We start from the raw sequence: 13559 nt of genomic DNA, 5'->3' as shown, positions 1-13559 counted from the left end.
GTGCTTATTTTCGTTGCAGTTTTTGTACACCCTGCAACTTCCCTGTTATGATGAAGGCTGTGACATTTTGTAAAAGGGAGGGGTGACCCCATGGCAAAATCAAAAGGGCGGGGGCCAACCCTGGCTAAAGATATTAATCGGAAATTGGTATATAAGCAAATCAAACATGAACGGAGCACTTCAAGGGTAGGGGTGGCCAAACAGCTGCAGTTGAATAAGAATACGGTGAATTCGATTGTGGATGAGCTGGTGGCGGCAGGCTTTGTGCAGGAATTTGGTCTTCAGGAGACGAATACTGCGGGTCGTAAGCCGGTTATTATCCGCTTCAATGCGCAGAGTAAATGGGCAATCGGTGTCCAATTAACTTCGACCGTCATGCATTGGGTAGTTACCGACTTGTACGCCAACCCGCTGGATTCCTTTTCGGTTGCCTTGGCATCGTCTACGCCCGAACAGGTAGTCGCTGCGCTCTTGGTAGGCATTAACCGGTTGGCAGCCCAATATTCGCCTGCCCATTGCATCGGGATATGTTTGGGTATCCCGGGTTTGATGGGAGCTGGTGGCAGTAAAGTGATCAGGTCCAGCCATTTGGGCTGGCATGATGTCCCGATCCTGTCTATGCTCCAGAACAAAATTGACATCAGCATCCAATTAGACAACAGTGTGAAACTGGCCTCACTTGGTGAATTATGGCATGGCTCAGGGCAAGGCTTAGCCCATTTCGTCTATGCTTATTTTGGCAATGGTGTAAGCAGCGGAATTATTATCCACGAAACCATCTTTCGTGGCGAATCCAACGCCGCTGGCGAATTGGGACATATGATCATAGACCCAGAGGGACCTTTATGTGGCTGCGGAAACCGAGGTTGCTTGGAAGCCTTGGTCAGCATTCCAGCCCTTCTAACGCGAATGGGCCGTATTGCTGAAAAAGCCATCTCATTGGATTGGGTGTTCGCTGAGCTGGCTTCAGGTAATCCGCAGGTGGCGGCTGAGTTCGAGCAGGCCGGCAGATATATTGGTCAAGCCTTAAGCTATGTGGTCAACCTGCTCAATCCGAAGCTGATTATTTGTGATGGACCGTTGATGCAGGCGTCCGCTTATATGTTCCCGTTTATCGAGGAGGAGCTTAAGTCACGGTGCTTGTGGATCACAAGCGACCAAGTCACCTTGGTCCGCTCGAAGCTTTTCCCTTTGGCAAGCTGCATCGGAGCTGCTGCCAGTGTGATCCAGAGCTGGGAGGAAGGCATGGATTCCTTCCAATCCATTGAGTGAGCAGCAAGGCGCTTCTACAGAGTTGGAGTAAGTAGTCCGCTGTAGGAGGTTCTTTGCGCCGAAAATCCTTAAGCCTTAAAGTCGATTCTGCCCGCCTTGGGGAGATTTGGCGGACGCAGAAACCGCTATTTGCAGGATTAGGCTTCCTATAGATATTTCTGCCTAATAGCGGCTCCTGTGTCCGAGGGCTTAGCGAACAGGCGATTCTGGATCAATCAGGGCTTATGTGCCCGCCTTAGGATTTCCAGGTAGTCAAGCCAGCCTGGCCATGAATGTCGTGCTGGTTTTTTAATTGAGGCGGAAAGCGGTGGTGGGTCGCTTGCTCAAAACCATAAGCGATTTTGATTAGCAAAGGCTCGCTAAATGCTCTGCCTGAGAACACGGCCCCAAAGGGACCGCATGTAGGGTCGCCATCCGAGTCAACTGTGCCTACTGATGAATATCCTGCGGGAACGGCTACCAGAGGATAGCCCAACCGTGCGGCAATATACATCCCATCGACATCTCCAGGCAGCATTAACGCGTCTAAGCTATGAGTATCCAATACATAATCGATCCCTTGTGTCAGGGATAATTGCATGTATGCATGCTTCTTTTTCAAATAAGCTGCTTCCGTCAGTTTGTTTTCTTCCGAGTTCATCAGGGTGTCCTGCCCATATTTCAAAGCAATCTCCGCATGGCTGTTGTTAAAGTCAATCAATTGCTGCAACGAATGAATCGGAGCAGAACTGGCCAATTGGGCTAAGTATTGATTGAGTCCTTTTTTAAATTCGTAAGTAATGGCATCATTGTTCCAGTTATTTTCTTCGACGTGTAGAACTACAGGATCCATAATTGTGGCGCCTGCATCGCGTAGTGTTGTGATGGCAGCCTCCATAATGGCAAGTCTACCTTCATCCAAATGCTTATAATAATGCCTTGGGATGCCTATTCGTGCATGTTGTAAAAAGCTTGCATCCAAAAATGGCGTGTAGTCTGTATAGGAATGATTGCCGCTTTCCAAGGTGGCTGTATCCTTGGCATCGACTCCAGTTAATGCTCCCAAAATAATAGCCGCATCCGTAACCGTTCTGGCTAAAGGTCCAGGGGTGTCCTGGCTGCTGGAAATGGGGATAATGCCAGAGCGGCTAATTAATCCAACCGTTGGTTTAATCCCCACCAGGCAATTTTGGCTTGCAGGACCTACAATCGATCCTGCTGTTTCCGTTCCGAGAGCTGCTGTTCCCAGATTGGCAGCTACGGCTGCGGCAGACCCAGAGCTAGACCCGCTAATGAACAGCTCCCCGGGACCGTAGGGATTGAGTACAAGGCCACCCCGTGAGCTATATCCTGCCGGCATTTGGCTTGACATAAAGTTCGACCATTCCGTCATATTCGTTTTACCGAGGATAACGGCACCTGCCGTACGCAGCTTGGCCGCTACGAAGGCGTCTGCTGCTGCAAAAGAGCTAGCTAAGGCTATAGAGCCAGCGCTAGTATGCAGCTTATCCTGTGTATCGATATTATCCTTCAATAAGATAGGAATGCCATGCAGCCTTCCACGGCTTCCTTGCTCCTTGCGCTCTTGATCTAATGCTTTCGCGATTGTAATCGCTTCTGGATTAATTTCCAATAACGAATTGATGGTGGAATCATATTGATGGATTCGCTCTAGATAGGCCTGAACGATATCCGCTGAGCATATCGATCCTGATTCCATAGCGGCCTGTAGCTTGGTGATATCCGCTTCTATAATCCATGCTTGCGGTTTATTTGTCATTGGAGCAACTCCCTATTTATGGTAGTTCGATATCTTTAACTTAACATACCCTCTTTGCTAAAGACATGGAGAGTTTGATTATAATCTGGCTATAGCCAAAAAAAGACCCGCTCGGCCTGTGGAGTTCACAGGGCTAAACGGGTCTTCCTATAGGGGTCATATTGAGTAGCTGGAGCCTACAAGGTTACAAATAAAGCTGTAAAATTGTAATTTTATAAATCATCCCAGTTCAAGCTGGAGGATTTGCTGTAGTTGGTTACCTTTTGCTCAAAAAAGTCGGTTTTCATACTGTTCATGTTGCTGAAGTTTTCTACCCATTTCATTGGGTGCTCAACAACCTCCGGGTACAATATTTCCAGACCGAGCATTTTTAAGCGCTCATTGGATAAATATTTGATATATTGGTCGATGATTTCATTGCTCAGGCCATTCATCATATCATTGGTAATATATTGGCCCCATTCAATTTCATGCTCAACGGCGGTTCTCATCATTTGGCGTAAATCATCGATCAACTGCTCCGTGAACAATTCCGGATTTTCCTTGCGGATTTCACGGAATATATTTTGGAACAATGCCAAGTGGGTTAGCTCGTCACGCTGGATATATTTGATTTCGGAAACTGTACCCAGCATTTTGCCTTGGCGTCCCAAGGAATAGAAGAAGCTGAAGCCGCTATAGAAATATATGCCTTCAAGGATATAATTGGCCATGATCGCACGCAGCAGGTTTTCCGTTGAAGAATCCTCGATAAATTTCTCGTATAGGTCGGTGATAAAACGGTTGCGGCGCAGTAAATGCTTGTCTTCGCGCCATTGATTATAAATATCGTCACGTACCTCAGCCGAGCAGACGCTGTCTAGAATATACGAATAGCTTTGGCTGTGTACAGCCTCTTGGAACGTTTGCACGGTCAGGCAAAGGTTCACCTCGGGTGCGGTAATATATTCATTAATGTTCGGCAAGTTGGACGTTTGCAGCGAGTCCAGAAAAATCAGGAAGCTGATGATTTTATCATAACCTTGGCGCTCATGTGGCGTAAGGAATTTGTAGTCCTTGGCATCCTGAGCCAAAGGAATTTCCTCGGGGATCCAAAAGTTGTTCATCATGTTGCGGTACATTTTGGTGGCCCAGTCATATTTCACATTGTTGAGCTCGATCAGGTTAGTGGTATTCCCGCCAATCATGCGGCGTTTGCCCCAGTCGCGGTCACCGTGCTCGTTGAATAGTTTTTTCTTTTTCAAGTCCATGGAGACTGCCCCCTAAATCCCCCTGCAAGGGGGACCCCAAGGGGCTATGCCCCCTGGACCCCCTTTGCTTGGGAGTTACTGTTCTGTTGGTTTGGCTCGCGTTCGTGGCCCGTAAGGATGGCACCGGCTCTGGCCGGATGCCATCCTTACGGGCCACACGCTTAACTTTGGTGCGATGATGATGTTGTTGATGGAGCGGTGTAGCCTCGCGTCCGTCTAGCGGATCGATAGCATTGCAGTTGCAATGCTATCGATCCGCTAGACACGCTTTACGGTTGGTGCAGGTCAAGAGCACAAAGTTCAAGTAACTAAAACTTTACAGATATGCAGATCGCTTCGCTGCTGCATGAAAGCTGAAGGTCAACAGATATGCAGATCGCTTCGCTGCTGCAAGGGATAACCCAGCCAGCCATACTAGTATTTACCGAAGCATGGCTGCTTATGAAGGCTGGCGCTTAAGCGGAGCAGCTGACGCAATCTTCCACTTCAAGGCTTTTGTTGCGGACATAATAAACGGTCTTGAGCCCGTTTTCCCACGCAGCCATGTACAGCTCGAGGAATTCCTTCGCGGATAGCTCAGGAGTGATATAGAGATTGAACGACTGCGCCTGGTCGATATGGCGCTGGCGAATGCCGGCAGCCTTGATACTCCAGCGTTGGTCGATGAGGTGGGCTTCCTTATAATACCACATCGTTTCGGCGTTAAGATTAGGCGCCGTTTGTGGGATGACCGCGTTTTTCTTTTCTTCAACGAAAAATTTGTTGAAGATCGGATCAATACCTGCTGTGGAGCCGGCAATCAAGGAAGTGGATGCGGTTGGTGCGATAGCGAACATCCAGCCGTTGCGCACGCCATTCTCAGCGACCTGAGCCTTTAGCTCCAGCCATTCAGGGCTGGTGTAGCCGCGGGAGTCGAAGTAAGCGCCGGTTTGCCATTCGCTGCCTTCGAAAGCTCTGAAGGCGCCTTTTTCTTTGGCGATTTCCATCGAAGCCTTGATCGCATAATAGTTCATCCATTCGTAAACCTCGTCTGCTTTGGTGACATGCTCGTCGGATTCCCATTGGATCTTAAGCTGTGCAAGCATTTGGTGGTAGCCGCTGGAGCCGAGGCCGACAGCACGGTATTTCTTGTTCGTAATTTCCGCTTGCGGGATCGGGTAGTAATTCAAGTCGATGACATTGTCCATCATCCGCATTTGGGTAGTAACGACACGTTCAATATCTTCCTTCGTATACGCACGGCCCAGGTTCAGGGAGGACAGGTTGCATACGACGAAGTCGCCGCTTTTGACTCTATTGGTAATGATGCCATCCTCATGCTCGGTTTGCAGCAGCTCGGTTGGACTCATGTTTTGGCATATTTCGGTGCAGAGGTTGGAGCAGTAGATCATGCCGGCATGCTTGTTCGGATTGGCACGGTTCACCGTGTCACGGAAAAACAGGAATGGTGTGCCTGTTTCGAATGCACTTGTCATTATCCGCTTCATGATGTCGATTGCCGGGATTTCGTCCTTGGAAATCTTGTCGTCTAGGACGCATTCGTTATAGCGGCGTTCCCATTCATCGCCCCAGCTATCTTCAAGCGAGTAGCCTTTGATTTTGCGAACCTCATGGGGATCGAACAAGTACCAGGTACCACGGTTTTGTACGGTTTTCATAAACAAATCGGGGATGCACACGCCTGGGAAAATATCATGGGCTTTCATCCGATCATCGCCATTGTTGGTTTTCAGGTTCAAGAAATCCAGGACATCCTTGTGCCATACGTCAAGATAAACCGCAACAGCACCGGAGCGAACGCCTAATTGGTCAACCGCAATCGCCGTATTGTTATAGTTTTTGATCCAAGGAATAACGCCGCCTGCAACGCCTTTGTACCCGCGGATATTGGAGCCCTTGCTACGCACTTTACCCACATAAATGCCCATACCGCCGCCATGCTTGGAAACCTGTGCAAAGCTTTGGTCCACATTGTAAATGCCCCAAAGGTTGTCCGGCACCGTATCGATAAAGCAGCTGGATAGCTGGTGCAGCGGTTTGCGTGCATTGGCGAGTGTTGGTGTGGCTACCGTCATTTCCAGCTTGCTTAAAACGTCGTAGAACTGCTTGGCCCAAGCCAGCTTGTCCGCTTCCTTCATCGCAAGGTGCATCGCTACACCCATGAACAGCTCCTGTGGCAGCTCCAGAATTTCTTTATCCAAACCCTTGATGAGGTAACGGTCAGCCAAGGTTTTAAGGCCGATATAGTTCAATAAGTAGTCGCGTTCAGGCTTGATATAGAGGCCCAGCTCCTGAATTTCCTCACGTGTGTAATGCTCTAATATGTAACTGCCGTATAGGCCGATATCGGATAAATAAGTCACAAGCGAATATAAATCGCCATAGCCAAAATGTCCATACTTACGGTTCAGGCGGGCTTCTTTATATAGATCATACGCTAACAGCTTCGCGGCAACATATTGCCAGGTCGGCTGTTCAACGCTTGTTTTTTCCACAGCTACCTGAATCAGGAGGCGTTGAATTTCTTGGGTAGTAATACCATTGCGGAATAAAGGCAATAATGCGGTCTCCAGCTCCAGCGGATCACATTCCGGGTAGGTTTCACTGGCGAAATCAATAACCTTTTTCATTTTGGAAAATACTAGCTCTTCTTTCGTGCCATCTCTTTTGACAATAATCACTTCGTAATCTACTCCTTTGTAAACATAAATAAAATACATGCTCGAATATCGGAAAGCATAAAATAGGGAAGCCGTCTTGCTATTGAGGGTTAGCGGCTTGTAGACAATGAAAAAGCATGTTGCCCCATCGTCGAAACAGGAACATGCCAGTCAGCGGCTGCATTGACAAAATCTCTCTTATGTGATAGCCGTTTACACAAGATCTAGTCGAATTTAAAGCCGTAAAATGAATTTACCTCAATATATGGTGTTGTGTCAATCTCTTAATTTAAGGCGAGCCGTCCACGGAATGGCCTTGATTATCTATAAAATCGACGTATTTCGCCATAATCGACCGTTTACGGATAAAAACGCGAGTTAGCCACGGGCGAGGAGCCAGACTGCTACCCAAAAAATAGTTTTGTATAGGCCTAATCCTTCATGTCGGATTTAGATTTATTCATTATGTACCTATTGCATGCAGATGGTGTTCATCCAGATGCCTTTTTTCTGCGTTATAAGTTATGACAGTAAGGTGAAAAATTGGTTTGTCCCTTATGAATATGCTACATTAAAGCAAGAAGGTAAAAGCGTGAAATGTGAACGTAGGTAAGGGGGAGAAAGAGAATGAACGAGAAGGAAGCGCTGGTTCGTTTCGGTATTTCGATGCCGCAATCGTTGATTGAGCAGTTCGATGCTATGCTGGTCAATCAGGGGTATGACAACCGCTCCGAGGCCATTCGTGATTTGGTGCGCAGGGCGCTGCTGGCTCCAGGCCATATCCAGACTGACCAGATGGCTGCAGGGACGATTGTGATGGTATACGACCATCATATCAGTGATCTGCCGATTGTTCTGACCGAGCTGCAGCACCACTACCATGAAGAAATCAATTCAACCTTGCATACCCATCTGAATCAATACCAGTGTCTAGAGGTAATTGTTGTCAGAGGCGCTGTAGGACGGCTCCGCGAGCTACAGCAACGTATCCAGGTATTAAAGGGTGTAAGCTATGCCGAGCTGTCTGTGACGCATGTGGATGAGCAAGGGCATGGCGGACATATCCATCCACATGGGCACCAGCATGAGCATGATGCAAACGGCGGCCCTCAGCATAACCACTCAAGCTCTAGTAACTTGTAATATATAAATAGATGGAGGCTGCGCACATGAAACCTTTTTTCACCGTAAATGAGGCCAATGCATTAATTCCGTCAGTAAAGCTGGATATTGAGAAGCTCCAGGGCATCAAACAGAAATATCGAACGAAATATGATGAATTACAGCTGTTGAAAGCCTATTTTCGTAAGCATCAACCTCCTGAGGGGCGCGACCCTTTTTTTACGCTGGAATGCGAGATGGATTTTTTGCAGCTTGAGGGCAACACCCTTGTAAAAAGCTTCGAGTTAAAAGGTGTACAACTAAAAGATATTGACAGTGGGCTTGTCGATTTTCCAGCGATGCTGGATGGGCAGCATATTTTGCTTTGCTGGAGGCAAGGGGAAGAAAGCATTACGCATTATCACGGTGTGGATGAAGGCTTCTCAGGCCGCAAAAAGCTTGCTGAGGAGTAGCGGTTACAAGCACGAGGAGGATTTAATATCATGGATAGTGGTGGATCACTGCTTCACTTGGCAAGACAAGCTAGAGAGCATCAACGGCATCAAGGGCTAAAGCTTATCTTGCTCAGCATGGTGCTTATGCTTGTTTTACTGGCAACGCCCCAGGGCGTGTGGGCTCATGCCAGCTTGGTAGAAAGTATACCTCCTGCCAATGCTGAATTGGAGCAAGCGCCCGCACAAATTAAGCTAACCTTTAATGAACGTCTTGAAGAAGGCTTGTTATCGATAAAAGTGTTAGACATGGATAAAAAGCAGATGACTGCCAATAAAGCGCAAATTAATAAGGAGCGCACTCAAATTACATTGGATTTGCCCCAGCTTGGGCATGGCAGTTACTTGGTTACTTACCAGGTGGTTTCTGCGGACGGGCATCCTTTAAAAGGCACCTATTTGTTTGCAATTGGGCAAAGCCTGACAAATATTCCGATAGACGAGACGATGGAAAGTGAGCATTTACATACGGAAGGGTTATCAACTGGACTGGGATTTACGGATATTGTCCATTTCATTTCCAGAATAGCCTACTATGCGTTTATGCTTGCTTTTACAGGATGGGTGTTGTGGTTGCGGTTCAGCCGCATCCAACAAGCAAGCACGACTTCGATGCTGAAAGGATGGACGGTACTGCTGCAAAGAGGCTTTATTGTGGCCTTTATTTTTATGATGTTTACCCATTTGTTCGCGATGATTGGTGACGGTGGCTCTGAGGCTCTGGCGATGCTGTTTACCCACACGAATATCGGGTATGTGTGGATGGCATCCTTAGTGTTTTCCCTGCTTGGGTTTGTGCTGCTTTACCGCAGTTTATGGCTGGACCTCGTATGGGTGGTTATGATTTGGTTTACCAAAAGCTTAAACGGCCACGCCGCGGCATTTGAACCTAAGGTACCAACTATTGTGCTCGATGTGGTCCATTTGGCTGCCGCAGCGCTGTGGATTGGCGGTTTGCTGCTGCTGTTGGTGCTATGGCGCCATAATAAGGAGGAAGCGGCCACTTTATTCCCGCGTGTATCAGGAATGGCATTAGCCACCCTTGCTGTGCTTGTGGTGTCCGGTGTGCTGTCGGTGTTTATTTTCCTGCCGAATGTAGGATACATCCTCGAAACCAATTGGGGCAAGCTGCTTCTGGCCAAAAGTACACTTGTGCTGCTAGTTATTGTTACGGGCGCTTTGTTACGCTTCAATCAACGCCGGCGTGCAGGGTCTGGAATAGGCACTTTACTGCGAATCGATGCCGTTCTGGCAGGTTTGATCATCGGTATTGTTGGAGTTTTTACTTATCTAACACCGCTTCCGGCCAATGCACCATTGAATTGGCATGTGATGGGAGAGAAGATCCATATGTCAGCGCAAATTACACCCAATATTCCGGGTGTTAATGATTTTACTGTGAAAATATGGCTTCCCGAGGAGCTGGGCAAGCCCAAGCAGGTTCTGTTAAAAATGAGCGATATGACGGCACCCGATATGGCACCGCTTGATGTTCCGCTTGAAATTACGGAGGATACCAGTATGATGGAAGAATCGTATGGGATGAAAAAGTATACCTATAAGTCGCGAGGCGCTTATCTGCCCTATCCGGGATACTGGAAAATTGAAGTGCGTGCCATGAATAGCAATGATGATGAAACTGTGTACGAGAAGCAAATCAGGCTTTTTTAACGGATAATTAAGATTTTATTAATTTTATATAAAATAATTATAAAGGCCTATAACCATCGATTGATGGTTGTGGGTCTTTTGGTCTATATTTGTCTTGTCGAATTCGCTCGAACCGGGTAAAATAGGAAAGTACAGAATAGAATTAATCATAAATTCCATTATAGGAAGTTGAGGACATAAATGGACGATCCAAAGTATCTATCCGAGCTATCCAGAGAGCGAATTAAAGGCGGTAGCCGTTGGCTGAGCCATGCTTCGTTGCTTCGCTTATGGCTAGTTATGGCAGGAACGAAGGTTATTATTGTAATGTCCAGGCTGCTGTTGGGCGTGAATTTGGATCCGCTGGACGTAATCACGACAGGGCTTCTCCTGTTTGTGCTGGTTCCAACGGCGTTCCTCATCGCTACGCGAAGAAAATTCACAGCCGGTTATTTATTTCCTATATTGTTGATGCTGTTTGTTGCCGTAGAGCTTTTGGAGGAAGGGGTTCGAAGCTTCACTCCTTATGCGGACCAACCGATTGGAACCTTATATGATGTTGCAGGTTTGCTGCTGTTTATGCTGCCAGCGCTTTATATTTCACTGATTGATATTCGGCATTGTGAACGAACGGAAGCTAAGCTAGTTTTCCTGGCTTACCACGATATGCTGACAGGCCTGCCGAACCGTAAAATGTTCGAGGAGCACGTAGAAAATGCCATCCACCACCACAAGGAAAAGGAGCAAATGATGGCGGTGCTGTTCATCGACCTGGTGCGTTTCAAAAACGTGAATGATACCTTCGGCCATACCTTTGGTGACCTGCTGCTAATTGAAGCAGCCGAGCGCCTTCGCGGCAGCCTTCGAGCGGTCGACTGGATTTCCCGACCCGGCGCCGATGAATTTTGTGTGCTGATCGAGGATATGGCGAATGCGGAGCATGCCCAGACGATAGCACAGAAGCTGCTCCTGCAGCTAACGCAGCCGTTCAAGATCCAGGGCCACGAGCTGCGGATCGGCTGCAGCATCGGCATCGCCATCTATCCGGACGATGGGGGTGACCCTGTTACATTGATGAAAAATGCCGATACGGCGATGTACCGCGTGAAGGAGAACGGCAAAACGGGGTTTCAACGTTACACCGCGGAAATGAATGACAAGGTGATTCAAACCTTGATTATGGAAGAATGGCTGAACCGGGCGTTAGAGGAGCAGCAATTTCTTTTGCATTACCAGCCCCAGATTGAGGTGGGCAAGAGCCGGATAACCGGAATGGAGGCATTGCTGCGCTGGAACCATCCGAATCTAGGTTTAATCCCACCAGGCGACTTCATTCCTCTAGCTGAAGAAACTGGGCTTATTATTAGCATTGGCGAGTGGGTGCTGCGTACAGCGTGCATGCAGAATATGGCTTGGCAGCAGGCAGGGTATGCGCCTGTGAAGGTGGCTGTCAATATTTCGCCCATCCAGTTCCATCAAAGCAGCTTTGTGGATATTGTACTGGATGCGTTGAAGGAAAGCGGCTTGGATCCGCAATACCTGGAGCTTGAGATTACTGAAGGTATCGCGATGTACCATGTGGAGCAGGTGATTATCAAGCTGCAAACGCTGCGCAACCATGGTGTGCAAATCTCAATTGATGATTTCGGAACCGGTTATTCATCCTTGACGTATTTGAAAAAATTTCCGATACATAAGCTAAAAATTGCTCAGGAATTTGTGCGTGACCTCACCTTTGACCCGGATGATGCGGCTATTGTCCAAGCCATTATTGCGATGGCGCATAGCTTAAAGCTGGGTGTCATTGCCGAAGGCGTAGAAACACAGGAGCAGCTGGAGTTCCTGATGGATCTACAGTGCAAGGAGATCCAAGGCTATATTTTCAGCCGTCCGGTGCCGTCTCATGACCTAATCAAGCTGCTAGAGCTGCTGCCGTCTGCTGCGGAGACGAATTCGACATCCGAATCGGCGTCGGCTGTTTAGCCCGATACCATTAATACCCCTCCAGACCACGAAGTGGGTCTGGAGGGGTATTTCGAGTTAGTAGAAGGGCGTCGGCTATGCGATATAGGATGCTCACAGCTCATAGCTCACATTTCACAGCTTCGCGGCATCCTTAAGCTTGCCGCCCGTGACCATCGGCAGCATAAGCTGCTCCTGAGGATCGGCATGGTGCTCTGCACGGTAAGTCAGGAAGAACAGAATCCGTGTGATCGCAATAATGATAAAGCAGCCCCAGATCGGCAGAAAGGCGATCAGTAACCCAGCAAGCAATGCGCCAACCCCGTTGCCGAGATTCATTACCAATTGGAAGTCGGAGAAGTAGGCCATCTCTTTATGGTGCCGCGAGGCTTCGTTCATCATCATCGTCTGTGACGATACCTCATGGACAGCGAGGCACATGCCTACCCAGCCCTGAATGACCAGCAGCAGCCAAAACGACTGGATAAATCCATAGGGGATGATGGCAAGCGCCATCCCAATAACAGCCACCCCATACACCTTCAGGATGCCGTAGCGCTCCATCAGGCGGCGTGCGACAGGAAGCAGCAGTGTGGATAAAATACCAGCGGTCACCACGAAATAAGCGATTTGTGCATTGGTTAGCTTTAATACATTAACATGATAAATAACGAATAGAGGCCCTACCATCGCAATACCGGTATTATTAAGCCCAATCCACCAGGTTTTCCGGTCGCATTCCTGAAAGGGCCGTACCTTGGTAAACTTCAATTTCTTTTTTTCCCGGGGAGCCAGCTCAGCAATCAACGACATTCCCGCGAAGGTCGCAAAGCAGCCCACCAGCATGGAGATGACATAGTTTTTAGGGAACATCCAATTGAAAATATCGAGAAAATGTCCCAGCGTAAAGCTGCCTATAGTGACAATAACGATGCCGATAATTTTATTGTTGCTGAATATGCGCGGGAACTCATGGGGGGCAACCCATTTTCGCAAAATAGCCGGCTGCTGGGCGCTGCTGATCATCACGGAAACAGCATTGATCGACCAGAAAAACATCAGGTAAGGGATCGGGTTCGGCAGCAGAACCGAGAAGGCCATGCATAAAAAGGCTCCTTGCCTAACATAACCGCTCATCAGAAAAACGCCCCTGGTTACTGGGAGCTGCCGCGTCAGAAAAGCCAGCGAGAGCGCACAAAACAGAGGCGGAAGTGAATTCGATAAAGAGATTTGGAAATTGGTTGCCCCTAAGCGGGCGATCAACACACCAAGGAAAGTAAAGAAGAAAACACTTTTCATATTTTGCAATCCGGCATCCAAATAAATACGGGTCGATACTTTCATCTGCTTCAAGACCTTTCGTACAGGGCGGCAGAGGCAAGAAAGCCCCGTC

Annotated in this window: 9 protein-coding genes; 5 read left to right on the top strand and 4 right to left on the bottom strand. The window is 48.1% G+C overall.

Annotated features, from left to right (window positions below):
* Positions 1-90: 90 nt before the first annotated feature.
* On the top strand, positions 91-1272 hold the full coding sequence (locus G9U52_RS05735) for an ROK family protein (RefSeq protein ID WP_166147181.1): 1182 nt from the start codon (positions 91-93) through the stop codon (positions 1270-1272).
* 235 nt (positions 1273-1507) lie between these two features.
* Here the strand turns inward: G9U52_RS05735 and G9U52_RS05730 are convergent, their stop codons facing one another.
* From G9U52_RS05730 to G9U52_RS05720, 3 genes are all read right to left on the bottom strand, one after another.
* Positions 1508-3031, bottom strand: a complete 1524-nt coding sequence (locus G9U52_RS05730; RefSeq protein ID WP_166147178.1) for an amidase family protein — start codon at positions 3029-3031, stop codon at positions 1508-1510.
* 212 nt (positions 3032-3243) lie between these two features.
* Complete coding sequence (locus tag G9U52_RS05725) at positions 3244-4281, bottom strand: ribonucleotide-diphosphate reductase subunit beta (protein WP_166147176.1); 1038 nt, start codon at positions 4279-4281, stop codon at positions 3244-3246.
* A gap of 455 nt (positions 4282-4736) precedes the next feature.
* Positions 4737-6962 (bottom strand): ribonucleoside-diphosphate reductase subunit alpha, encoded by a 2226-nt coding sequence (locus G9U52_RS05720; protein ID WP_166147173.1) that lies wholly within the window; start codon positions 6960-6962, stop codon positions 4737-4739.
* Between the two features lie 606 nt (positions 6963-7568).
* Between G9U52_RS05720 and nikR the strand changes: the two genes are divergently transcribed.
* The 4 genes from nikR (at position 7569) to G9U52_RS05700 (ending at position 12187) form a co-directional block, all read left to right on the top strand.
* Positions 7569-8084 (top strand): nickel-responsive transcriptional regulator NikR, encoded by a 516-nt coding sequence (gene nikR, locus G9U52_RS05715; protein ID WP_166147171.1) that lies wholly within the window; start codon positions 7569-7571, stop codon positions 8082-8084.
* 26 nt (positions 8085-8110) lie between these two features.
* Positions 8111-8515, top strand: a complete 405-nt coding sequence (locus G9U52_RS05710; RefSeq protein ID WP_166147169.1) for a DUF2203 domain-containing protein — start codon at positions 8111-8113, stop codon at positions 8513-8515.
* Positions 8516-8545: 30 nt separating this feature from the next.
* Positions 8546-10225 carry a copper resistance CopC/CopD family protein gene (locus G9U52_RS05705; protein WP_166147166.1) on the top strand — a complete coding sequence of 560 codons (1680 nt, stop codon included), beginning with the start codon at positions 8546-8548 and terminating at the stop codon, positions 10223-10225.
* Between the two features lie 180 nt (positions 10226-10405).
* Positions 10406-12187 carry a putative bifunctional diguanylate cyclase/phosphodiesterase gene (locus G9U52_RS05700; protein WP_166147164.1) on the top strand — a complete coding sequence of 594 codons (1782 nt, stop codon included), beginning with the start codon at positions 10406-10408 and terminating at the stop codon, positions 12185-12187.
* Between the two features lie 114 nt (positions 12188-12301).
* Here the strand turns inward: G9U52_RS05700 and G9U52_RS05695 are convergent, their stop codons facing one another.
* Positions 12302-13510 carry an MFS transporter gene (locus tag G9U52_RS05695; RefSeq protein WP_166147161.1) on the bottom strand — a complete coding sequence of 403 codons (1209 nt, stop codon included), beginning with the start codon at positions 13508-13510 and terminating at the stop codon, positions 12302-12304.
* Between the last annotated feature and the right edge of the window lie 49 nt (positions 13511-13559).

The sequence above is a fragment of the Paenibacillus agricola genome, from assembly GCF_011440305.1.
Classification (GTDB): domain Bacteria; phylum Bacillota; class Bacilli; order Paenibacillales; family NBRC-103111; genus Paenibacillus_S; species Paenibacillus_S agricola.
Note: the sequence above shows the minus strand (reverse complement) of the source record. Positions and strands in the feature narration are given on the sequence as shown.